The 21692-nt window shown below is 67.4% G+C and carries 25 protein-coding genes, 1 tRNA gene and 1 pseudogene; 17 read left to right on the plus strand and 10 right to left on the minus strand.

Features of this window, described 5'->3' with window-relative positions; translation table 11 throughout:
* Nucleotides 1-137: 137 nt before the first annotated feature.
* Both ychF and JJB11_RS03800 read right to left on the minus strand, forming a co-directional pair.
* Nucleotides 138-1232, minus strand: coding sequence for a redox-regulated ATPase YchF (gene ychF / locus JJB11_RS03795; RefSeq protein WP_201166556.1), 1095 nt, complete (start codon nucleotides 1230-1232; stop codon nucleotides 138-140).
* Between the two features lie 123 nt (nucleotides 1233-1355).
* Nucleotides 1356-2219 carry an MOSC domain-containing protein gene (locus tag JJB11_RS03800; protein WP_201166557.1) on the minus strand — a complete coding sequence of 288 codons (864 nt, stop codon included), beginning with the start codon at nucleotides 2217-2219 and terminating at the stop codon, nucleotides 1356-1358.
* Nucleotides 2220-2254: 35 nt separating this feature from the next.
* Here JJB11_RS03800 and JJB11_RS03805 point away from each other — a divergent pair, with 35 nt between their 5' ends.
* The 9 genes from JJB11_RS03805 to JJB11_RS03845 all read left to right on the plus strand — a co-directional run bounded on the left by JJB11_RS03805 (nucleotide 2255) and on the right by JJB11_RS03845 (nucleotide 10607).
* Nucleotides 2255-3382 carry an FAD-dependent monooxygenase gene (locus tag JJB11_RS03805; RefSeq protein WP_201166558.1) on the plus strand — a complete coding sequence of 376 codons (1128 nt, stop codon included), beginning with the start codon at nucleotides 2255-2257 and terminating at the stop codon, nucleotides 3380-3382.
* The gene (locus tag JJB11_RS03810; RefSeq protein WP_201964581.1) at nucleotides 3379-4164 is read left to right on the plus strand and encodes a DsbC family protein; all 786 of its coding nucleotides are present in this window, start codon (nucleotides 3379-3381) and stop codon (nucleotides 4162-4164) included. Before JJB11_RS03805 ends, JJB11_RS03810 begins: the two co-directional genes overlap by 4 nt.
* Nucleotides 4161-5918, plus strand: a complete 1758-nt coding sequence (locus JJB11_RS03815; protein WP_201166559.1) for a M61 family metallopeptidase — start codon at nucleotides 4161-4163, stop codon at nucleotides 5916-5918. The genes JJB11_RS03810 and JJB11_RS03815 overlap by 4 nt, the downstream gene beginning before the upstream one ends.
* Nucleotides 5897-7057 (plus strand): DUF3108 domain-containing protein, encoded by a 1161-nt coding sequence (locus tag JJB11_RS03820; protein ID WP_201166560.1) that lies wholly within the window; start codon nucleotides 5897-5899, stop codon nucleotides 7055-7057. The genes JJB11_RS03815 and JJB11_RS03820 overlap by 22 nt, the downstream gene beginning before the upstream one ends.
* A 137-nt stretch (nucleotides 7058-7194) precedes the next feature.
* Nucleotides 7195-7377 carry a hypothetical protein gene (locus JJB11_RS03825; protein ID WP_201166561.1) on the plus strand — a complete coding sequence of 61 codons (183 nt, stop codon included), beginning with the start codon at nucleotides 7195-7197 and terminating at the stop codon, nucleotides 7375-7377.
* Between the two features lie 59 nt (nucleotides 7378-7436).
* The gene (locus tag JJB11_RS03830; protein WP_201166562.1) at nucleotides 7437-8369 is read left to right on the plus strand and encodes a glycosyltransferase family 2 protein; all 933 of its coding nucleotides are present in this window, start codon (nucleotides 7437-7439) and stop codon (nucleotides 8367-8369) included.
* Nucleotides 8344-9822, plus strand: a complete 1479-nt coding sequence (locus JJB11_RS03835) for a PIG-L deacetylase family protein (RefSeq protein ID WP_201166563.1) — start codon at nucleotides 8344-8346, stop codon at nucleotides 9820-9822. The genes JJB11_RS03830 and JJB11_RS03835 overlap by 26 nt, the downstream gene beginning before the upstream one ends.
* A 215-nt stretch (nucleotides 9823-10037) precedes the next feature.
* Nucleotides 10038-10211: an IS66 family insertion sequence element accessory protein TnpB gene (tnpB, locus tag JJB11_RS03840; protein ID WP_201166564.1), complete on the plus strand. Its 174-nt coding sequence runs from the start codon at nucleotides 10038-10040 to the stop codon at nucleotides 10209-10211.
* Between the two features lie 54 nt (nucleotides 10212-10265).
* Nucleotides 10266-10607: a hypothetical protein gene (locus JJB11_RS03845; protein WP_201166565.1), complete on the plus strand. Its 342-nt coding sequence runs from the start codon at nucleotides 10266-10268 to the stop codon at nucleotides 10605-10607.
* A 25-nt stretch (nucleotides 10608-10632) separates the two neighbouring features.
* On the opposite strand, the gene paaK is transcribed toward JJB11_RS03845, so the two are convergent.
* Genes paaK through JJB11_RS03860 form a run of 3 tightly spaced genes read right to left on the minus strand, consistent with a single transcriptional unit; the run spans nucleotide 10633 to nucleotide 13168 of the window.
* The gene (paaK, locus tag JJB11_RS03850) at nucleotides 10633-11928 is read right to left on the minus strand and encodes a phenylacetate--CoA ligase PaaK (RefSeq protein WP_201166566.1); all 1296 of its coding nucleotides are present in this window, start codon (nucleotides 11926-11928) and stop codon (nucleotides 10633-10635) included.
* A complete protein-coding gene (gene paaI, locus JJB11_RS03855; protein ID WP_201166567.1) occupies nucleotides 11925-12368 on the minus strand; it encodes a hydroxyphenylacetyl-CoA thioesterase PaaI in 444 nt (147 codons plus the stop codon). Before paaI ends, paaK begins: the two co-directional genes overlap by 4 nt.
* Nucleotides 12365-13168: an enoyl-CoA hydratase-related protein gene (locus JJB11_RS03860; RefSeq protein ID WP_201166568.1), complete on the minus strand. Its 804-nt coding sequence runs from the start codon at nucleotides 13166-13168 to the stop codon at nucleotides 12365-12367. Before JJB11_RS03860 ends, paaI begins: the two co-directional genes overlap by 4 nt.
* Before the next feature lie 95 nt (nucleotides 13169-13263).
* Here JJB11_RS03860 and JJB11_RS03865 point away from each other — a divergent pair, with 95 nt between their 5' ends.
* Together JJB11_RS03865 and JJB11_RS03870 are read left to right on the plus strand one after the other, a co-directional pair.
* The gene (locus tag JJB11_RS03865; RefSeq protein ID WP_201166569.1) at nucleotides 13264-14043 is read left to right on the plus strand and encodes an enoyl-CoA hydratase; all 780 of its coding nucleotides are present in this window, start codon (nucleotides 13264-13266) and stop codon (nucleotides 14041-14043) included.
* 40 nt (nucleotides 14044-14083) lie between these two features.
* Nucleotides 14084-14160: transfer RNA gene (locus JJB11_RS03870), tRNA-Met, on the plus strand.
* A gap of 57 nt (nucleotides 14161-14217) precedes the next feature.
* Here the strand turns inward: JJB11_RS03870 and JJB11_RS03875 are convergent.
* Nucleotides 14218-14574 (minus strand): Rid family hydrolase, encoded by a 357-nt coding sequence (locus tag JJB11_RS03875; protein WP_201964582.1) that lies wholly within the window; start codon nucleotides 14572-14574, stop codon nucleotides 14218-14220.
* Between the two features lie 53 nt (nucleotides 14575-14627).
* Between JJB11_RS03875 and JJB11_RS03880 the strand changes: the two genes are divergently transcribed.
* From JJB11_RS03880 to miaB, 3 genes are all read left to right on the plus strand, one after another.
* A complete protein-coding gene (locus JJB11_RS03880) occupies nucleotides 14628-14816 on the plus strand; it encodes a hypothetical protein (RefSeq protein ID WP_201166570.1) in 189 nt (62 codons plus the stop codon).
* 108 nt (nucleotides 14817-14924) lie between these two features.
* The gene (locus JJB11_RS03885; protein ID WP_201166571.1) at nucleotides 14925-15335 is read left to right on the plus strand and encodes a hypothetical protein; all 411 of its coding nucleotides are present in this window, start codon (nucleotides 14925-14927) and stop codon (nucleotides 15333-15335) included.
* An 8-nt stretch (nucleotides 15336-15343) separates the two neighbouring features.
* Entirely contained in the window at nucleotides 15344-16681 is a 1338-nt protein-coding gene (gene miaB / locus JJB11_RS03890) for a tRNA (N6-isopentenyl adenosine(37)-C2)-methylthiotransferase MiaB (RefSeq protein WP_201166572.1), read from the plus strand.
* Here the strand turns inward: miaB and JJB11_RS03895 are convergent.
* From JJB11_RS03895 to JJB11_RS03905, 3 genes and pseudogenes are all read right to left on the minus strand, one after another.
* Nucleotides 16678-17235 carry a serine O-acetyltransferase gene (locus JJB11_RS03895; RefSeq protein WP_201166573.1) on the minus strand — a complete coding sequence of 186 codons (558 nt, stop codon included), beginning with the start codon at nucleotides 17233-17235 and terminating at the stop codon, nucleotides 16678-16680. The genes miaB and JJB11_RS03895 overlap by 4 nt on opposite strands.
* Nucleotides 17236-17237: 2 nt before the next feature.
* Complete coding sequence (locus JJB11_RS03900) at nucleotides 17238-18149, minus strand: VirK/YbjX family protein (RefSeq protein ID WP_201166574.1); 912 nt, start codon at nucleotides 18147-18149, stop codon at nucleotides 17238-17240.
* A gap of 203 nt (nucleotides 18150-18352) precedes the next feature.
* A pseudogene (locus tag JJB11_RS03905) lies at nucleotides 18353-18802 on the minus strand (AMP-binding enzyme); the annotation flags it as partial.
* A gap of 56 nt (nucleotides 18803-18858) precedes the next feature.
* Between JJB11_RS03905 and JJB11_RS03910 the strand changes: the two are divergent.
* From JJB11_RS03910 to JJB11_RS03920, 3 genes are read left to right on the plus strand one after another with little or no spacing between them, the layout of a single operon-like run.
* Nucleotides 18859-19443, plus strand: coding sequence for a DUF2239 family protein (locus JJB11_RS03910; RefSeq protein WP_201166576.1), 585 nt, complete (start codon nucleotides 18859-18861; stop codon nucleotides 19441-19443).
* Nucleotides 19440-19796: a GIY-YIG nuclease family protein gene (locus JJB11_RS03915; protein WP_201166577.1), complete on the plus strand. Its 357-nt coding sequence runs from the start codon at nucleotides 19440-19442 to the stop codon at nucleotides 19794-19796. Before JJB11_RS03910 ends, JJB11_RS03915 begins: the two co-directional genes overlap by 4 nt.
* Nucleotides 19793-20143: an Lrp/AsnC family transcriptional regulator gene (locus JJB11_RS03920; RefSeq protein ID WP_201166578.1), complete on the plus strand. Its 351-nt coding sequence runs from the start codon at nucleotides 19793-19795 to the stop codon at nucleotides 20141-20143. The genes JJB11_RS03915 and JJB11_RS03920 overlap by 4 nt, the downstream gene beginning before the upstream one ends.
* Nucleotides 20144-20273: 130 nt before the next feature.
* On the opposite strand, the gene ffh is transcribed toward JJB11_RS03920, so the two are convergent.
* The gene (gene ffh / locus JJB11_RS03925) at nucleotides 20274-21641 is read right to left on the minus strand and encodes a signal recognition particle protein (protein WP_201166579.1); all 1368 of its coding nucleotides are present in this window, start codon (nucleotides 21639-21641) and stop codon (nucleotides 20274-20276) included.
* Nucleotides 21642-21692: the final 51 nt, after the last annotated feature.

Below are 21692 nucleotides of genomic sequence, written 5' to 3' on the forward strand. Positions count from 1 at the left end.
ATAGTTTCCGATAGGGTCCAAATCGCATCGCCTTCCGGCGTCACGGACGCACGCGCACGCTGGCGCCGCCCTATGCGGACGCGTGACGATGGAACGGTGAGCGGGGGGAACGCCGCGCGCCAGGGCCGCGGCGGGACTCAGACGTTGAACAGGAAGTTCATGACGTCGCCATCCTTGACGACGTACTCCTTGCCTTCGCTGCGCATCTTGCCGGCATCCTTGGCGCCCTGCTCGCCCTTGCAGGCGATGAAGTCGTCGAAGGCGATGGTCTGTGCGCGGATGAAGCCGCGCTCGAAGTCCGTGTGGATCACACCGGCCGCCTGCGGCGCCGTCGCGCCGATGGGCACGGTCCAGGCACGCACTTCCTTCACGCCCGCGGTGAAGTAGGTCTGCAGGCCCAGCAGCTTGAACGCCGCGCGGATCAGCCGGTTCAGCCCCGGCTCGTCCTGCCCGATCTCCGCCAGGAACATCTTCTTGTCTTCCTCGGGCATGTCGGCGATCTCGGACTCGATCTTGGCGCAGATCGCCACCACGGGCGCATTCTGCGTGGCCGCATACGCGCGCAGCCGGTCCAGGTGCGGGTTGTTCTCGAAGCCGGTCTCGTCCACGTTGCCGACGAACATTGCCGGCTTGGCGGTGATCAGGAACAGCGGCTTGAGCAAGGCCTTCTCGTCGTCGCTGAGCGTGAGCGTGCGCACCGGCCGCCCTTCGTTCAGTGCAGCCTGCACCTTGGGCAGCAGCTGCACCATCTTCGCCGCTTCCTTGTCGTTGCCCGACTTCGCCGCCTTGCTGTACCGGGCGAGCGTCTTGTCCACGGTACCCAGGTCCGCGAGGCACAGCTCGGTCTGGATCACCTCGATGTCGGAGACCGGGTCCACGCGGCCGGCCACGTGGATCACGTTGGCGTCCTCGAAGCAGCGCACCACGTTCACGACCGCGTCGGTTTCGCGGATGTGCGCGAGGAACTGGTTGCCCAGGCCCTCGCCCTTGCTCGCGCCCGCCACCAGGCCGGCGATGTCGACGAACTCGACGATGGCAGGCACGATCCTCTCGGGCTCGACGATGGCGGCGAGCTGCGCCAGCCGCGGGTCGGGCAGTTCGACCACGCCGACGTTCGGTTCGATGGTGCAGAAAGGATAGTTCTCGGCGGCGATGCCCGCCTTGGTCAAGGCGTTGAACAAGGTGGACTTGCCGACGTTCGGCAGACCCACGATCCCGCACTTCAAACTCATGTCAGTCCCCGTGAACGAAGCCCGAAAGTGTATGCGATGGGGCTTGTCCCGGCCGTTCGCGGGCTGCTGCGCGCTGCTGTGGTTCGCGGCGACCCGGGTGGATGCGAGCCTGCCGCAGGTGCGTCAGTCGAAGCGGTAGTTCGCGCGCACGGCTTGCCCGACGCGCAGCGTCGCTTCGATGCCGGCCACCATGATCGCGTTCATGCCGAAACTCACCCGGCCGCCCACCACATCGTTGCGGCGGTAGCCCTGCAAGGTGTCGGTCACGACGGGATCGATCGCGGCCGTGGCCGGGTCGATGTTGGGGATCGGGCAGCGCGGGCACGGTTTCACGGGGCGCAGTTGCACCTCGCCTTCGTCCGTCCCGATGCGGATCAGGTCCAGACTGTCCTCGTCATGCGCTTCCAGGCCGTCCAGCACGAGGTTGGGCCGGAAGCGTTCGATCCCCACCGGCGCGTGCCCGGCGGCGGCGAGCTTCGCGTTCAGCTGGTCCAGCGAAGCCGTGCCCACCACCAGCAGGGGAAAGCCGTCGCTGAACTGGTTGAGCGCCTCGGCGCCCTGCGTCCACTTCGCATTCGACAGCCTTCGATGGTCCGGGTCGAAGCGCACCAGCCGCAGCTTGCGCCCGAGGAAATCGGTGAACCACTGGGCCGCGATGTCGCCCATGTCGAACGCCGGGACCTCGTCGTCCCAGAGGCGCACGCGCACCGGCGCCTCGACAGTGTCGATCGCGAGGTGCAGCGCCAGCATCCCGGGCGCGCGCAGCACCACCTCGTGCAGCTTGAGCTGGGGCTTCACCAGCGCCATGCGCGGCAGTTGGCGCTGCGTGACGAATGCGCCCTGCTCGTCCACCAGCATCCAGGCGCGGTCCAGGTCGAGGCCGGTCTCGAGCAGCGGGGCCTCGCGAACTTCCACGCCGGCGCAGGACTTCACCGGATAGACGAACAGGCGGGCGAGACGGGCGGTGACATCGGCAGGGGCACTCATGGGCGGGGATTGTGCCCGGCTCCTACAATCACCCGATGGCCGCTCCGTACGACGTATGTATCCGCGGTGCGGGCATCGTCGGCCGCACCCTCGCCCTGCTGCTCGCCCGCGATCGCCTGCGCGTGGCGCTGGTGGAAGTTCCGCCGCCGCCTTCCGCGGGTCAGGGCGACGTCCGCGCCTATGCCCTGAACGCGGCCTCACGCGAACTGCTGCTGCGCTTGCGTGCCTGGCCCGACGAAGCCCACGCGACGCCCGTCACCGGCATGGACGTGCGCGGGGATGACGGCGGCCGCGTGCGCTTCTCCGCTGCCGACGAAGGCGCGGCGGCGCTGGCCTGGATCGTCGACGTGGAGCCCCTGCTCGCGCGGCTGGCCGAAGCGGTGCGCTTCCAGCCGCAAGTCGACGTCGTGCAGGCGCCTGCACCGGCGGCCTTGACCGTGGTCTGTGAAGGCCGCGCCAGCACCACCCGGGCGGAGTTCGGCGTGGCTTACCAGGTCACGACCTATCCGCAGCGCGCCCTGGCCGCACGCGTCAGTTGTGAAAAAGCGCATGGCGGTGTCGCGCGCCAGTGGTTCTCCGACGGCAACGTGCTGGGCTTGCTGCCCCTGGGCGGCCCGGACGGGAACTCGATGGCGCTGGTGTGGTCCCTCCAGGAGCCGCGCGCGGACGAGCTGCTCGCGGCAACGCCCCAGGAATTCGAAACGCGGCTGCTGGCCGCCTGCGGCGCCGAGCTGGGACGCATGAGCCTGGCGAGCGAGCGCATGGCGTGGCCGCTGCAGCGCGCGCAGGCCGAGCGCTGGTGCGGGCCCGGCTGGGCGCTGGCCGGCGATGCCGCGCACAGCGTGCACCCGTTGGCCGGCCAAGGCCTGAACCTGGGCCTGGCGGACGCCGAAGTGCTGGCGCGCGTGCTGCACGAGCGCGAATACTGGCGCGGGCTGGGCGATGAGAAGCTGCTGCGCCGCTACGAGCGTGCGCGCAAGATGGACGTGCTGGCCATGGCCTGGACGACCGACGGGCTGCAGCAGTTGTTCGCGCAGCCCGCGGAGCCCTGGGCCTGGATGCGCAACTGGGGCATGCGCGGCTTCGACCGCAGCGGGCCCGTGAAACGCTGGGTGGTGCGGCAGGCCATGGGCCGGGCGCGACAGCTCTTGAGAACGGAATGAAGATGAACGCGAACGCGATCCGCACCGGGCTGGCGGCAGCCCTGCTGGCAGTCGCCCTCGGGGCCGCCGCCGCCGAGAAGGACCTGGCCCCGACGGTGGCGAACGCCGCCCGCGCGGTGCCCCCGGCCGTGGAAAACGCGCTGCGCAAGAACCTGCCCGAGCGCATGCCGAACCTGCCGCGCATCGACGAGGTCAGCCGTACGCCCGTGCCCGGCCTGTACGAAGTCCGCGTTGGCACCGACCTGTTCTACTCGGATGCCGAGGGCAACTTCATCATCAACGGCGAGATGATGGACACGCGCGGCCGCCGCAACCTCACCGAGGAGCGGATGGACAAGATCCTGGCGATCGACTTCAGCCAGATGCCCGTGAAGGATGCCTTCACCATCGTGCGCGGCAACGGCAAGCGCAAGCTCGCGGTGTTCGAGGACCCGAACTGCGGCTACTGCCGCCGCTTCGAAGCCGACCTGCAGAAGATCGACAACGTCACCGTCTACCTGTACCTCTATCCGATCCTCGGGCCGGACTCGATCGAGAAGTCCAAGGCCATCTGGTGCGGCAAGGACAAGGGCCGCATCTGGCAGGACTGGATGGTGCGCGGCGTGCCGATCCCGCGCCACGACGCCGACTGCGACGTGAGCGCGCTGGCGCGCAACACCGAGTTCGGCAAGACCCACAAGATCACGGGCACGCCGACGCTGATCTTCGCCGATGGCTCACGCGTTCCCGGCGCCATCGGTGCGGCCGCCGTCGAGAAGCTGCTCGTGAACGGCGGGAAGTGACCGCAGCGCGTCCAGGCGGCCCGCACTACCGGGTCGAGGCAGCCGATCCGGCCGCCCATCTGTTCCATGTCACCCTGACGGTGCCCCAGCCCCAGGCGGGGCAACGCCTGTCCTTGCCCGCGTGGATTCCCGGCAGCTACCTGGTGCGCGAGTTCGCGCGCCACCTGCAGCGCCTCGCCGCGCGCCAGGACGGGCGGCCAGTGACGGTGCAGCAGCTCGACAAGGCGACCTGGCAGGTCGATTGCGTGCCCTCCAGTCCGCTGGTGCTGACCTACGAGGTCTACGCCTTCGACAACTCGGTGCGCACCGCGTGGCTGGATTCCGAGCGCGGCTTCTTCAACGGCACGAGCCTGTGCCTGCGCGTGCATGGGCAAGCGCAGGAGCCGCACGAACTGGAGCTGGTGCCGCCGCGGGCGTATCCGCATTGGGAAGCGGCCACCGGGCTGGAGCCGCTGAAGACCGGCAAGCGCGGCTTCGGCACCTACCTCGCGCACGACTACGACGAGCTGGTGGACTGCCCGGTGGAACTGGGCGCCTTCTTCAGCGCGGAGTTCCGCGCCGGCGGCGTGCCGCACCGGCTGGTGATCTCCGGCGCCACCGAGGCGCTGGACACGGACCGGCTGGTCGCCGACATGCAGAAGATCTGCGAGACGGAAATCCGGTTCTGGCACGAACGCCGCCGGCCGCCGTTCAAGAGCTTCCTGTTCATGCTCAATGCGGTGGACGACGGCTACGGCGGGCTCGAGCACCGCAACTCCACCGCCCTGATCTGCTCGCGCCGCGACCTGCCGCGCAAGGGCGACGGGCGCATGGGCGAAGGCTACGTGACGCTGCTGGGCCTGATCAGCCACGAGTACTTCCACACCTGGAACGTGAAGCGCCTGCGGCCGGCGGAGTTCGCGCACTACGACTACCGGCAGGAGAACTACAGCAACCTGCTCTGGTTCTTCGAGGGCTTCACCAGCTACTACGACGACCTGCTGCTGCGGCGCGCGGGCCTGATCGACGATGCCACCTACCTGAAGCTGCTGACGAAGACCTGCAACCAGGTCCTGCAGACGCCGGGGCGCGAACTGCAGTCCGTCGCGCAGGCCAGCTTCGACGCCTGGGTGAAGTACTACCGCCAGGACGAGAACACCGCCAACGCCACCGTCAGCTACTACACCAAGGGCGCGCTGGTGGCCCTGTGCTTCGACCTGACGCTGCGCCAGGAAGGACACGCGAGTCTCGACGACGTGATGCGCGCGCTGTGGCAACGGTGCAAGGCCGGGCCGATGGCCGAAGCGGACTTCACCGGCGTGCTGAAGGAACTCGGCGGCCGCGCGTTCACGCGCGAGCTGGCGCACTGGGTGCACGGCACCCGCGAGCTGCCGCTGAAGGAACTGCTGGAGCAGCACGGCATCAGCGTGATGGAGGAGCCCGCGCAACTGCAGCAGCGCCTGGGCGTGCGCGTGAGCGAGACGGCGCAGGGCGTCATGCTGAAGAACGTGCTGCGCGGCGGCAGCGCCGAGCAGGCGGGGTTCGCCGCCAACGATGAATGGGTCGGCGTGGAAGTCGCCGGCCAGGGCTGGCGCCTGGGCAAGCTCGATGACCTGATGCTCTACGCCGGCACCCATCGCAAGGTCACCGCGATCGTCTCGCGCGACCGGCGCCTGCTGCGGCTCGAGCTCACGATCCCCAGCGCCGTCACCACCTGGCGCCTGGTCCTGCGCGACCCGACGAGGGCGCAGACGTGGTTCGGTCCCCAAGGCTGAAGCTCGCGCTGCTCGCGCTGGCGGTGATCGCCGGCCACCTCGCGGGCCTGGCCTGGTTCTCGCTGCAGGCCGACCAGGCCTCGGCATTGCGCCTGATGGTGCCGCCCATGTACACGCGCATGCTGCAGCCCGCAGCGCCGCCACCAGTGGTCGCGGCGCCTCCGCATGCCGCTCCCTCGAAGCGCGTCACGGCGCTGCGACCGCGACCACCGGCCTCGTCGCCCGAGGAGCGGGCAGCCGAGGCGCGCGCGCGCCGCGAGGCCCGCGAGCAGGCGGAAGCGCGCGCCGTGGCCGAGGCCCACGCCCGCGCATTGGCGCAAGCCGAAGCGCTGGCCGAGGCGCTCAGGAAGCAGGAGGAAAAGGAGCGACTCGCCCAGCAGGCGCAGCCGGCTGCATCGGCGGCCTCCGCCGCATCCTCCTCCGCGTCGGCCCCCGCGGCGGAAGTCGCTCAAACCCCCGCGTCCGCCGCGAGCGCTGCCGCCACCGACACGGCGGCGCTCGATCGCTGGCCGGTGGACACGCGGCTGAACTATGCGCTCACCGGCCAGTACCGCGGGCCCTTGTACGGCGATGCGCGCGTGCAGTGGCAGCGCGAAGGCGACCGCTACCAGGTGCGGCTCGAGGCGCGCATCGACATGTTCGGCACCCAGGTCCTCACCAGCCAGGGGCAGGTGACGGCCGACGGCCTCGAGCCGCACGCCTACGAGGAAACGCGCCCCGGCAAGCGCCGATTCGCGCGCATCGGCGAGCACGCGGTCGAACTGGGCAACGGCAAGACCGTCGCGAAGCCGCCGGGCGTGCAGGACACGGCCAGCCAGTTCGTGGAGCTGACGCAGCGCTTCGCCACCGGCCGCGAGCCACTCGTCGTCGGCCACGCGGTCTCGCTATGGCTTGCGCGCCCCGGCGGCGTGGACCTGTGGGAGTACGAGATCGTGGGACGCGAGCTGCTCAGCACCCCGAAGTTCGGCACGCTGGAGACCTACCACCTGAAGCCGCGGCCGATCACCAGTCCGCGCGGCAACATCAACGTGGAGATGTGGTTCGCGCCCAGCCTGCAGTACCTGCCGGTGCGCATCAAGCTCACCATGGGGCCGGACACCTGGCTCGATCTGGTGATCGACCATATCGAGCAGCGTTAGTCACTACGGGCTATTGGCCGAGGTCAGGAGGGACAGAAGAATGGGCTCCCTGGAGACCTCCGGTCAGTGGGCCGCGGGTCGCCGTCGCCACATCGAGTGCCGACGGATCATCGTGACAGTCCATAAAAGCAGTTCGAATGAGTCGCCAACCCCTTTTCCCGATGACGCGCGATCTTGAATGCTCGATCAAGGGTGCGGCTTCGGCTGGAGAACGCCTCGTCGATCAATACGCATCGGCGGAGCCCTTCCCGCACATAGTGATGGACGACTTCCCGGATCCTTCGCTGCTCGAGCGCGGGGCGGCGAAATTGCACGCGTGATCGTCGGACCGCGACTCATGGGTCAAAGCGGACCTGCGGACCGGAGAAAAGCATCGTCCATGCGCCTGGTCGTCGTCACGGTGAACTACTGCTGCGCTGACGCCATTCTCGAGCGCCTGGAAGAATCTGCGCGCCAGATTGCCGCATGTGACGGCGAATGGTGGATCGTCGATAACCACTCACCCGACAACTCCGCCGAGCGCATCAGCCGCGCGCTCGCCCGGTATGACAACGTCCACCTGATGCGTGCGGAGGAGAACGGGGGCTTTGGTTTCGGCAACAACCAGGTCATCCATCGCGTTGTCCTGGGGCAGATCAACGCGGACTACCTTTACTTCCTGAACCCCGATGCGAGTCCGCTGCCCGGCTCGATCGAACAGATGACTGCTTATCTCGACGAACACCCGGAGGTGGGAATCGTCGGTTCGGGACTCCTCGATGACAAGGGAAACCACACGGACTCGATGTTCCGCTTCCCCTCGTTCTGGAGCGAAGTGGAATCTTCGCTTGTGCTGGGCCCCGTCTCGAGGCTGCTCAGTCGCCATCGTCAGTCGCTCGGCGCACTCGATCGACCGGGACCGGTCGACTGGGTAGCGGGAACCTCTTTCATGGTGCGGGCCGAAGTATTCCGGGCGGTCGGCGGTTTCGACGAGGAGTTCTTCTTGTACTGGGAAGAGGTGGAACTGTGCCATCGGGTGAAGAAGGCCGGATTTGCCGTGCACGCCTTGCCGAGTGCCAAGGTCGCTCACGTCGGCGGAGTTTCGACCGGCATGCACCGACCCGAGCGCCGGATCCCGTCATACTGGCATCGATCTCGCAATCTCTATTTCCGCAAGACCCGGAGCGGCGGCCCCCTGCTCTTGCTCAATCTCGTGACCTCGGCTTGCATATTGGCCAGGCGGGCGAAGGACCTGGTGCGCGGCCGGCCGGCCGAACACCCGCATTTTTTGAGAGACCACCTCAAGCATGCCTTCCAACCCCGCCGCCGATAGCCGCCCCTGCGGAAGTGACGAGGATTGCCTGGTGTATGCGCGCCCTCACTTTAGGCGAGAGGGTGCCAATCTCCATTTCTTCCTGTCCAGCCGCATCTACCGTCGATTGAACGAGGCGGAGGCTGCCATTTGGGACGCGCTTGGCGCCGGGCCGGCGACGATCGGTGAATTGCACGATCGGGCGGCGGTCAAGGAGATCGCCGAGGACGGGCTCGTTGAAATTGTCGCCCCCGTCGCCGCCAACGACCGGCGGCGAATCCTGGTCGTCGAGCCGCATTGCGACGATGCAGCCCTATCGATCGGCGCGACCATGTGGAAATTGCGGGAGCAGGTCGAGTTCCACCTCCTGACGATGGCGAGCCGCAGCAACTACAGCACGGCTTTCCAAATGCATCGCGATTATTTCAACCGCTCCCGAATCACGGAGATGCGCACCGCCGAGGGCGAGCTATTCATGGCCCACCTTGGTGGAACCTATCATTGCGCCGGCCTCGCCGAGGCGACACTGCGATACAAGGACAGCGATTGGGACCTCGACTTCTTCAACGCTCATGAAGTCGCCGCAGCCATCTCGAACAACCGACGTGCGCCCTCACGAGTCCTGCAGGAATGGACTGCTACGCTGCGCGAGTTCTTGCAGGATCGCTCGTTTGCCGAAATCTGGCTCCCGCTGGGAGCGGGCACGCATTCCGATCATGACCTTGCGCGCGCTGCCGGACTCCGTGTTGTCATGGATCAGCCAGCTGCAACTGTACGGTTGTACGAAGACGTGCCCTACGGCGTCCATTATCAGGAGCACACCACGCGCATCCTGAAGCTCCTGGACACGCACGGAGCTAGCCTCTCGCCGTGTCCGGAGGACGTGACTGACGAATTTCCGACCAAGCTCTCCCTGCTCAAGATCTTCGCGTCCCAGTTCAAGCTTGGTGCGATCCAGCCAGGGGTTGAGAGAGCGTCCGCCGCGGACGGCGGCAGGAAGGTGGAGCGCCTATGGACACTCGACGCTCTCCCCAGCGAGCTCCCGGAAGACCAGCTCTGGATAGGCGCCCCCGACGTCCAGAAGGCGGCTACTTCGCTGCAGACTTTTCGCACAGGCGCCAGCTCAGAAACGCGCGTGGCGATTTTTGCCATCAATGCATCCGGTCGCTGGGCTGACGACCTTGTCTTGGTCACGGACCTGTTCCCCCGCGCGAAGTTCGTCGTCTACGCCGGACCACGCGTCTTTGCCGAATTCGAAGAAGTCGCGAATCCGGCCGTGGATCTCAACCGGCTGGACGGGCACCCCGCCTCCTGGCTGAAAGCAGCTTTGCGCGAGGTGGGGACTGGGCACCGAATCGTCATTGCCGGCGAGGCCGGGTCTAAGGTGAAGGCGCTGAAGGCCTTTTGGCAAATTGGCCGAACATTGACGGTGCCGGCAATGGACAACCTGTTCCAGGCGCTGGCGAGTAGCTGATCGCTGCTATTCGACAATCGAGAGCGGCGTCCGTCGCGACGGCGGGAAACCGCATCCTCGGCGAGGCGCGCGCGATCTGGGAGCCAGACAACGCCTGCAGGGGGAGTTCGCGATCCAGGTCGCGTCCGATCGGCGCCGCCGAGGCCCCGCCGGGGCTGACCTGCACCCTTCCTTCCTACCAGTTGATGGTTAGCGAGGTCCGTCACCCGGGAGAATTGCATGACGACATTGGCCTGTGGCTGCCGGCCCGGCGCCTGAACCAGGCACGCTTCGTATGGACGAGTGACGGTGCTCCGAGTGTCGGCCTCACGCGCCAGCAGTTCGACACGCTGGTGCTCGGACTGCCGCGGCAGCGCATTGGCGAAGCCGGCGTGATCTCGCTGCAGTAGCGCAATTGTATCTGCCGATGCCCTGGTGCAGCGCGGATGGCAGCATGTCCCTCCGTGAGCACCGCATACAACATCGACGGCCTCGACGCGCATCAGCTGCGCGAACTGGTGGCGCGTCCGCGCGCCCACGTGCTGCACAAACAGACGCTGATTGACACGCTCACGCACGGGAACGCGGTCCTCAAGCGCCTGAAGTTCGCGGCCCATCCCGAGCGCTTCACAACGCGGAGCAGCGCAGCCTGCTCAAAGAAGTGCTCGAGGGCGACCTGCAAGCTGTATCGGAGGAGATCGAGCGCGTCGCTGCACAGGACAAGCCTGCGGGCGAGACGAACAAGCCGAAAGGGCCAGCCTCTGCCCGGTGTGGACTTGGTGATCGACCACATCGCGCAGCGCTAGCCGCGGGCACTCCCGCACCGGGCCGCTACAGCTTGCGTTGGTCCACCACCCGCCTGGCCTTCCCCATGCTGCGCTCGATGCCGCCGACGGGCCGCAACTCAATGCGCGCGCTCGTGCCGATGTAGACCTTGATCTCGTAGGCGAGCCGCTCGGCCGCCGAACGCACGTCCGCGTGCTCGTGGTCCAGGCCCGCGCCCGCTTCGACGGCGACGGTGAGCTCGTCCAGCGGGCCCTCGCGCGTGAGGATGCACTGGTAGTGCGGGGCCAGCACGGGCTGCCTGAGGATCAGCTCCTCGATCTGCGTGGGGAACACGTTCACGCCGCGCACGATCATCATGTCGTCGCTGCGGCCGGTGATCTTCTCCATGCGGCGCATCGTGCGTGCGGTGCCCGGCAGCAGGCGCGTCAGGTCGCGCGTGCGGTAGCGGATGACGGGCAGCGCCTCCTTCGTCAGGCTGGTGAAGACCAGCTCGCCCAGCTCGCCGTCGGCGACGGGCGCGCCGGTCTCCGGGTCGACGATCTCGGGATAGAAGTGGTCCTCCCAGATCGTCGGGCCGTCCTTGGTCTCGATGCACTCGTTGGCAACGCCGGGGCCCATCACCTCCGAGAGCCCGTAGATGTCCACGGCGTCCAGGCCCAGGCGCTGCTCGATCTTCTGGCGCATGTCGTTGGTCCACGGCTCGGCGCCGAAGATGCCCAGGCGCAGGCTGCACTCGCGCGGGTCCATGCCCTGCCGTTCCATCTCATCGGCGATGGCCAGCATGTAGCTGGGGGTGACCATGATGATGTCGGGCCGGAAGTCGGTGATCAGCTGCACCTGGCGTTCGGTCTGGCCGCCGCCGAAGGGGACCACCGTCAGGCCCAGCTTCTCGGCGCCGTAGTGGGCGCCGAGGCCGCCGGTGAAAAGGCCGTAGCCGTAGCTCACGTGCACCATGTCGCCGGGACGCGCCCCCGCCGCCCGGATGCTGCGCGCCATCACCGCGGACCAGGTCTCGATGTCGTTGCGGGTGTAGCCCACTACGGTGGGCTTGCCCGTGGTGCCGCTGGACGCATGGATGCGCACGCACTGCTCGCGCGGCACCGCCAGCATGCCGAACGGGTAGGCCTCGCGCAGGTCGTGTTTGGTGGTGAAGGGAAACTTCGCCAGGTCGGCGAGGCTGCTGCAGTCGTCGGGATGCACGCCGGCAGCGTCGAACTTGCGCCGGTAGACCGGCGAATTCGCATAAGCGTGGTTCAGCGTCTGCTGCAGGCGCTTGAACTGCAGCGCCCGCAGTTCGTCGACGCTCGCGTTCTCGATAGCCTCCAACGGAAAGCGGTTCATGGCTCCTCCGGAATCACCGTGCCCTGGATGCTCGCGCTCTTGCCGCGGAAGACCGCCACCACCTCGCCACGCTGGTTGGTCACCTTCATGTCGTAGATCCCGTGGCGGCCCTGCAGGACCTGCTCGACCCCCTCGCAGGTGAGCACGTCGCCCAGGTGCCCGGGCTTCAGGAACTCGATGCTGGCGCCCGCCGCCACCGTCACCTTGTTGTGGCTGTTGCAGGCGTAGGCGAACGTGGAGTCCGCCAGCGTGAAGATCAGGCCGCCATGGCAGATCTTGTGGCCGTTGAGCATCGGCGCGCGCACCGTCATGCGCATGACGGCACGACCGGGCTCGCAGGAGAGCAGCTCGATCTGCATGAAGTCGCGCACCGCCGGGTCGTCGGCGTACATGGCCTCGCCCACCGCAGTGGCGAGCGCTTGGGGAGATCGCTTGCTCATTCGCCGGTGAATTGCGCTGGGCGCTTTTCGCGGAACGCCATCACGCCTTCGATGTAGTCGTGGGTCTTGCCCAGGCCAGACTGGGTGTCGCGTTCGAGGTTCAACTGCTGCTCCAGCTCGTTCGTCGCTGCCGCACGCAGCAGCTTGCGCGTCTGCACGAGCGCGGTGGTCGGCATCGTCGCGAGCCGGTCGGCGAGCTGCAGCGCGGCCTGCACGCAATCCTGGCCTTCGGCGGCGACGTCCCAGATCATTCCCCACTCCTTCGCATCGCTGGCGCTCACCTTGTCGCCCAGCATCGCGCAGCCCATGGCGCGGGCCAGGCCCAGCTTCTTGACCAGGAACCAGGAACCGCCCGCGTCGGGGATGAGCCCGATCTTGCTGAAGGCCTGGATGAAACTTGCCCCCGGTGCCGCGATGGCAAGGTCGCAGGCCATCGCGAACGATGCGCCGGCGCCCGCGGCCACGCCGTTCACTGCAGCGATGGTGGGAACGCGCACGTCCATCAGCTTGCGGATGGAGGGATTGAAGGCCTGGTCGATCACCGGGCCCGGGTCCGCGCGCTTCACCAGGTCGGGACCGGGCTCGAAGTCGAATTCGGCGAGATCGGCGCCGGCGCAGAAACCGCGCCCCGCACCCGTCAGCACGGCGGCGCGGACGGCCTTGTCCGCGTTGATGCGGTCGAGTGCGGCCCACAGGTCGCGGTGCATCTGGCGCGTGAAGCTGTTGAGGGCCTGCGGCCGGTTCAGCGTGACGACGGCCACGCTGCCCCGCGCCTCGTACAGCACGGTGGCTTCGCTCATGGTGGTTCTCCTTGGCGCCGAATCTAGCACCCGCGGCGCACGCGACCGGAGCATGGTTTCCCTTGGGTATAGTGGGCGCTCCGCAGGAGAACGGCATGGCCTACGAATTCATCGAAGTGCGCACGGAAGCGGGCAAGGTTGGCGTGATCACGCTCAACCGGCCCAAGCAACTCAACGCCCTCAGCAACGGCCTGATGGACGAGCTCGGACAGGCCCTCAAGGCCTTCGACGCCGACGAGGCGATCGGCTGCATGATCCTCACCGGCAGCGAGAAGGCCTTCGCCGCGGGCGCCGACATCGGCGCCATGGCGAGCTATACCTTCGCGGACGTCTACAAGGGCGACTACATCACGCGCAACTGGGAAACGATCCGCTCGATCCGCAAGCCCGTGATCGCGGCCGTGAGCGGCTTCGCGCTGGGCGGCGGCTGCGAGCTGGCGATGATGTGCGACTTCATCATCGCCGCCGACAACGCGAAGTTCGGCCAGCCCGAGATCAAGCTGGGCATCATTCCCGGCGCCGGCGGCACGCAGCGCCTGCCGCGCGCGGTGGGCAAGGCCAAGGCCATGGACATGGCGCTCACGGGCCGGATGATGGATGCGACCGAAGCGGAACGCGCGGGACTCGTGAGCCGGGTCGTGCCTTTCGCCAAGCTGATGGAAGAGACGCTCGGCGCTGCCCTGCAGATCTGCGAGTACTCGCAAGTCGCCGTACTCGCCGCCAAGGAATCGGTGAACCGCTCCTTCGAGAGCGGGCTGGCCGACGGCGTCATGTTCGAGCGGCGCATGTTCCACGCCCTCTTCGCGACCGAGGACCAGAAGGAAGGCATGGATGCGTTCGTGAACAAGCGCAAGGCGCAGTTCAAGCATCGCTGAAACCGGACCGCCGGATTTTCTCCTTATAATGGAGAGCTCAGGCGCTTTAGCTCAGCCGGTTAGAGCGACGGAATCATAATCCGCAGGTCCGGGGTTCGAATCCCTGAAGCGCCACCAGACTCCGAAACCCCCGTGGATCGACTATTCCCGGGGGTTTCTTCATGCCGGCCCGGCTCAGCCTGCGACCGGCTTGTCCGGCACGACCGCGATCACCTCGAGCTGCAGCAGCATGCCGCCGCGCAGGTCGTGCACGAGCGTGTGGCGCGCGGGCCGGTCGTGCGGATCGGGGATGCACTTCAGCCATTCCACGTTGATGGCCTCGCGCACGGATTCGTCCTTGACGAACACGGTGACGCGGCCCACGTCCTCCAGCGTCGCGCCGCCGTTGGCAAGCAAGGTGCGCAGGTTCTGGAAGGCGACGCGCCCCTGCTCCGCCCCATCCGCCGGCAGCTCGCCCGTAGCCGGATCCTTGCCGGCGATGCCGGAGGAGAAGATCATGTTCCCCACGCGCGCACCCATGGGGATGGGCACCTTGCCGTGGGTGACGCCGGGAACTTCGAGCGAGCGGGGGTCTGCGTGCGTTCATGACCATTGCGCAGATCATGGAGAGCCCGCGCCGCCGCGCGCACCTCACCAGCTTCCCCTTGCAGGCCGGCCAGCCGGACTGCGTGCGCAAGATGCAGTCCGAAGTGATGGGCGTGGAGATCGGCGAGTTCCAGGGGCTGGCGCCGCAGTTCGAGGTCCGCCCCAGGACGGCAGAACGCCCCGGCTAAAATGCACGCTCCCGGCTGCATTGCTTCCGGGATGCAACGCTTTCGTTGACACCCAAGGCACTGTCCCGCACAGTGCCTTCGTCTTTCCACAGCCTCTGGATCTACACCATGAACCGCTGGATGCGATTCCTCCTTTCCGCCCTGCTCGCTGCCGTTGCCGTTTCGGCTGCCGCGCAGGCCGTCATGCGCGATGCGCCGCGCGACGTCAAACCGGGCCTCCTCGCCGTGAGCGCGACGCCGCCCGTGATCACCGTGGACGGCAAGCCCGACCGCTTCGCGCCCGGCGCGCGCATCCACGACCGCAACAACATGCTGGTGCTGACCGGCGCGGTCGCGGGCCAGAGCCTCTACACGGTGTACCGGCGCGACAGCTCGGGCCTCGTGCACGACGTCTGGGTCCTCAACGAGGAGGAGTACGCCAAGATCGGCGGCGTGCGCACCGGCGACCCGGACGGCTACAAGCGGCTCAACGACCTGCTGGATGCGATCTGGGCGTCGCGCTGGCTGCTGCTGAAGTGAGGCCGGCCATGAAGAAGGTGTACATCAAGACCTTCGGCTGCCAGATGAACGAGTACGACTCGGACAAGATGGCGGACGTGATGAACGCGGCCGAAGGCTACGAGCCCACGCAGGATCCCGAACAGGCGGACCTGATCCTCTTCAACACCTGCTCGGTCCGCGAGAAGGCGCAGGAAAAGGTGTTCTCCGACCTCGGCCGCGTGAAGCACCTGAAGCAAAAGGGCGTGCTGATCGGCGTGGGCGGTTGCGTCGCAAGCCAGGAAGGCGCGGCCATCATCGAGCGCGCGCCCTACGTGGACGTGGTGTTCGGCCCGCAGACCCTGCACCGCCTGCCGGAACTGCTGGCGCAGCGCGAGAAGCAGCAGCGCCCGCAGGTGGACATCAGCTTCCCCGAGATCGAGAAGTTCGACCACCTGCCGCCCGCGCGCGTGGAAGGCGCCTCGGCCTTCGTGTCGATCATGGAAGGTTGCTCGAAGTACTGCAGCTACTGCGTGGTGCCGTACACGCGCGGCGAGGAAGTGTCGCGACCCTTCGACGACGTGCTCACCGAAGTCGCCGGCCTCGCCGACCAGGGCGTGAAGGAAGTGACGCTGCTCGGTCAGAACGTGAACGCCTATCGCGGGAAGATGGGCGACACCGGGGAGATCGCCGACTTCGCGCTGCTGATCGAGTACGTGGCGGAGATCCCCGGGATAGCCCGCATCCGCTACACGACGAGCCACCCCAACGAATTCACGCAGCGGCTGGTCGACGTGTACGCCAAGGTGCCGCAGCTCGTGAGCCACCTGCACCTGCCGGTGCAGCATGGCAGCGACCGCATCCTGATGGCGATGAAACGCGGCTACACCGCCATGGAGTACAAGAGCACGATCCGCAAGCTACGTGCGGTGCGTCCTCAGATCTCGCTGTCGACCGACTTCATCGTCGGCTTCCCCGGCGAGACGGAGGAAGACTTCGGCAAGATGATGAAGCTGGTGGAAGACGTAGGCTACGACGCGAGCTTCTCGTTCATCTTCAGCCCGCGTCCCGGCACGCCCGCCGCGCAACTGCACGACGACACGCCGCACGCGGTCAAGCTCAAGCGCCTGCAGCATCTGCAGGCCGTGCTGGAAGAGAACGTGCAGCGCATCAGCGCGAGCCGCGTCGGCACCGTGCAGCGCATCCTCGTGGAAGGCCCTTCGCGCAAGGACCCCAACGAGCTGATGGGGCGCACGGAGTGCAACCGCATCGTCAATTTCGCGGGGCCGCAGCGCCTCGTGGGCCAGATGGTCGACGTGACGATCACGCAGGCGCTGCCGCACTCGCTGCGCGCGGAGGCCATAGTGAACGAGCGGGTGGCGGTTTAGCCGTCACTGAAGGCCGGGCACTCAGGGCTGATCAGGCAAGGAGTCGTCGACTGATGGGGCTCGAGTGCCATTCCGGTGGGTGGCACGCTGGATCCACGCTCATGCATCTCCCGTTCCTGCCGCCTGATGATGCGCGCGGGAATGCCGACGGCCGTGCAGTCAGCTGGAACATCTTCGAGAACCACGGCCATGGCCCCAATCCGTGCGCCGTCGCCCACGTGCACCTTGCCGAGGACCTTGGCGCCGGCACCGATATATACGCGGTTCCCGATCACCGGATACTCCCCGGCGCCGATCATGCCCAGGGTGACCTGCTGCATGATCATGCAATCGTCTCCTACTCGCGCGTTTTCGTGGAAGACCAGCCCGTTGGGATGAGGCAGCCGCACGTTTGCGCCGAGTCGCGCCCGTGGATCGATGTCCGAAGCGGTCATCACGCTCCAGAACAGATGCCGGGCACGCGCGTACTTGCGAAGCAGCACGTGCACCAGCCCGGGGCGGCCCGCATGGCGCTGGTAATCGCGGATGCTTTTGAGAAGTGCCCGGGCAAACATGGTCAGGTCGCCTGGAACCGGACGATCGTGGGTTGGGCGCCCGGAGCGGCGATCTCCGCCGCCAGCTGCTCCAGCATCTCGTTGCGCTTGCGGTACATGCCACGCTTCTTGCTTTGGACTTCCTCGAGCGCGCGAAGCGAGAGGGTCGGCGGCAACTCGAAATGGGAGGGCGCGATCCGGATGCCGCCGCGGTCGCACCAGATTTCGTCGTAGTTCACGTGCATCTCCTCGCCAGCGTGAGCCCCGAAATAGGCGTGCCGGAAGAAACGGTGGCTTTCGGCGACTGCGTAGATGCGGCTGACCCCGATCCGCTGGAAGAACATGCGCGCGACGTCGAGAAGCAGGTCGCGGGGACGCATGCCATGGAAATCCTTCGTCAGGACCTTGTATTGATCCAGCGCTCCTTCCGTGCTGCGGCCCTGGAGTCCGCCGATGAACGCGCAGCGATCCTGGCCGTCGCTGAACAGGGAGAACGCCAGCGAGTAGCTTCTGTGATCGCCCACGAACAGGTTCAGCGCCAGATGCCCTTCCCTCGCGAGCCACTTGGGCTGGTCCAGGATCAAACGTACGTCTGCGCTATAGCCACGCAAGTTCAGCACTTCCAGCTTGTCTTCGACACAGGCGCGAATCGGGGGTCCAATCGACTCGACGAGGTCGAAGTGTGAAACGATGCGCCGGACCCGCTCCCTGGCGTTCCATGCGGAACACTGGTAAGGCCACAGCAGGACGCCTGCGGTTTCGGGTCGCTGTTCGAGGTGCTCGTGCAGCGCAGAGCCGAGCCGCGCGCTGACAAAAGGCCGCAGCACGTCACCGTCCAGGCAGGCGCGAGCGGCGAACCTGGCCCTCAACTTCCAGCTAGGATCGAGCGCGCGCGCCACTCGCATCCGCCATCCCAATCCCGACAGTAGCCTCATCGGTCCATCATTCGCGGTTCCCACACAGGCCGCAATGGCCCGAGAGAACCAATGGTGCGCGCTGCATCGCCCGGCGCGGCGAGTGGAAACGCTGGCGCATTCGGGATGTGACGATCACGCAGGCGCTGCCGCACTCGCGTGCGCGCGGAGGTGGTGACGCGGGACGATCGCCTGGCGGCCTAGCGGCTGCCGGGCGCCTGTGTTCACGCCGTCACGGCCAGCAGCTCACCGTACTGCTCGCGCAGCCGGTGCTTGAGCATTTTCCCGGTGGCGCCGAGCGGGATGGCGTCTACGAACACCACGTCGTCGGGGATCCACCACTTCGCGACCTTGCCTTCGTAGAAGCGCAGCAGTTCGTCGCCCGTGAGCTGCGCGCCGGGCTTGCGGACCACCACCAGCAGCGGGCGCTCGTCCCAGCGCGGATGGCGCGCCGCGATGCAGGCCGCCATCGCCACCCCGGGATGTGCCACCGCGATCTTCTCCAGGTCGATCGACCAGATCCACTCGCCTCCGGACTTGATCACGTCCTTGCTGCGGTCCATGATCTGGATGAAGCCGCCGGCATCGATGGTCGCCACATCCCCGGTGGGGAACCAGCCGTCCACCAGCGGACGGGCCTCGCCGCGGAAGTAGTCCTGCACGACCCAAGCGCCAGTCTTTTTATCCGGGTCTTATTGACTGATTATTTTTACCCGGGTATATTTCGCCGATGGCACTGGATCCAACCCACACCTACACCGTCTTCGCGGGCGCACGCCGCCTTGCATCGGGGCCGCCGGAGGAGGTCGCGGCAGCGGCGCGCGTGCGCGGCGGCGACCAGTCCCTGCTGGTGTTCGACGATGTCACGGGAAGCCAGGTGGAGCTGGACCTGCGCGGCAGCGAGGAGCAGGTGCGTGCGCGCTATCGCGCCGCGCCGCAGCCACCCGAAGCCCGCGGGCGCGGCAGGCCGCGGCTTGGCGTGGTCGCGCGCGAGGTCACGCTGCTGCCCGATCAGTGGGAATGGCTCGCTGCGCAGCCCGGGGGCGCTTCCGTCGTGCTCCGCAAGCTGGTGCAGGAAGCGCGCCGGGCCGGCTCGGGGCGGGACCGCATGCGTCGCGCGCAGGAGCGCTGCTACAAGGTGATGGTCGCGCTGGCGGGTGACCGTCCCGGTTTCGAGGAAGCGGCGCGCTCCCTCTTCCGCGCCGACATGGAGACATTTCGCCAGCTGGCCGAGCGATGGCCAGCCGACATCCGCGAGCACCTCCTGCGACTCGCGGACCCCGATGACGCTGCAAGCACCAGGAGCCCCGAATGAACACAGCACCCCCATCCGGGGCCGCCGAGCGGCGCAGGCTCGCTCGCGAGGCACGCGATGCGTTTCCGCCCATGGGCGTCTATGCCGTGCGTGACCACGGCACCGGGCTGGTCCGCGTGGGCGCCAGCCGGGATGTGCACGCACGCCTGAGGCGACTGCAGTTCGAGCTGCGGCTGGGCGGATGCCCCGACAAGGAGCTGCAGGCCGCATGGCGGCAGGACCCCGCGCGCCTCTCGTTCGAAGTGCTGGATCTGGTGCGGCAGCGCAGCGACCCGGCGTTCGACTACGCCGAGGAACTGCGGGTGCTGGAGCAATTGCACCGACATGAGTTGTGCGCAGGAGCTGCGCCATGAGCCTCGCCGCATTGCAGGTGTGCCTCGACCGCGAACACGCCCGTGCCGCGGCGGCGTTCCGCCTCGACGACGAGCTCGGCACGCATCACGGCATCGCATGGCTCGATTTCGTCCTGCTCGACGCACTGCAGTCTGCCGACGCAGCCATGCCCGACACGGAACTCGCCGCGCGCCTGGGCCTGCTGCGCTCGCACCTGCTGATGCGCGTGCGGCCCCTGCAGAAACTCGGGCTCGTCACCTGCCGGTCGGACGGGGAGCATTCGCGCAGCATCGCCCTGTCCGTCGCCGGACGCAGGCTCGCCAACGAGGCGCGGGACACCGCCGCGCACGTGTGCGAACAGGTGTGATGCCAGGACGCGAGCGAGCTGATGGGCCGCACAGGATGCGCGGCAAGGTTCCGCCCCCTCTCCCCCTCGGGGGAGAGGGATGGGGTGAGGGGGTTCCTGAAACGGGCCTGCCTTTCTGAGCGCAGGGCGCTCAGAAAGGCATCTTCGGCATGCCGCCCTTGCCGCCCATGCGGCGCATCAGCTTCATCATGGCGCCGCCCTTCATCTTCTTCATCATCGTCTGCATCTGCTCGAACTCGTTGAGCAGGCGGTTGACTTCCTGCACGTGCACCCCGGCCCCGGCGGCGATGCGGCGCTTGCGGGTCGCCTTGATGATCTCCGGCTTGCGGCGCTCCTGCGGCGTCATCGAGCAGATGATGCCTTCCTTGCGGCGCACGTCGCGCTCGGCCTTGTCCATGTCGACCTGACCCGCCTTGGCCTGCACCTGCGCGGGCATCTTGTCCATCAGCGTGGAGAGGCCGCCCATCTGCTTCATCTGCCGCAGCTGCATCAGGAAGTCCTCCAGGTCGAAGCCTGCGCCGCTCTTCACCTTGGCGGCCAGCTTCTGCGCGGCATCGATGTCGACGCCGGCCTGCACCTGCTCCACCAAGGCGACGATGTCGCCCATGCCCAGGATGCGGCCGGCGTGGCGCTCGGCGTCGAACACCTCCAGCCCGTCGATCTTCTCGCTGGTGCCCGCGAACTTGATCGGCGCGCCGGTGATCTGGCGCACGGACAGCGCCGCGCCGCCGCGCGAGTCGCCATCGAGCTTGGTGAGGATGATGCCCGTGAGCGGCAGCGCCTCCTTGAAGGCCTTCGCGGTGTTGACCGCGTCCTGGCCCTGCATGGCGTCGACGACGAACAGCGTCTCCACCGGTTTGATCGCGGCGTGCAGTTCGCGGATCTCCCGCATCATGGCCTCGTCGATCGCCAGCCGGCCCGCGGTGTCCACCAGCAGCACGTCGAAGTACTGCTTGCGCGCGTAGTCCAGCGCGGCACGCGCGATGTCCACGGGCTGCTGGTCCGGCGTGCTGGGGAACCACTCGGCGCCCGCCTGCTTCGTCACCGTCTTGAGCTGCTCGATGGCGGCAGGACGATACACGTCCCCCGAGACCGTCAGTACCTTCTTCTTGCGCTTCTCGATCAGGTGCTTGGCCAGCTTGGCGGTGGTGGTGGTCTTGCCCGCGCCCTGCAGGCCAGCCATGAGGATCACCGCCGGCGGTTGCGCCGCGAGGTTGATGTCGCTGACGCCCTCGCCCATGGTCGCGACCAGCTCGCGGTGCACGATCCCCACCAGCGCCTGGCCGGGGTTGAGGGATCCCACGACCTCCTGGCCCAGGGCCTTTTCCTTGACGCGGGCGATGAAGTCGCGCACCACGGGCAGCGCGACGTCCGCCTCCAGCAGGGCCATGCGCACTTCGCGCAGCATCTCCTGCACGTTGTCTTCGGTGATGCGGGCCTGGCCGCGCATCTGCTTCACGAGGCGGGAAAGTTTGTCGCTGAGGGCGGAGGTGGCCATGGGAGGTGGGAAGTGGGGGTGGCGCGACAGGCCCGGAACCGCGCGAGGGGG

It is taken from the genome of Ramlibacter ginsenosidimutans, assembly GCF_016654015.1.
GTDB lineage: Bacteria > Pseudomonadota > Gammaproteobacteria > Burkholderiales > Burkholderiaceae_C > Ramlibacter > Ramlibacter ginsenosidimutans.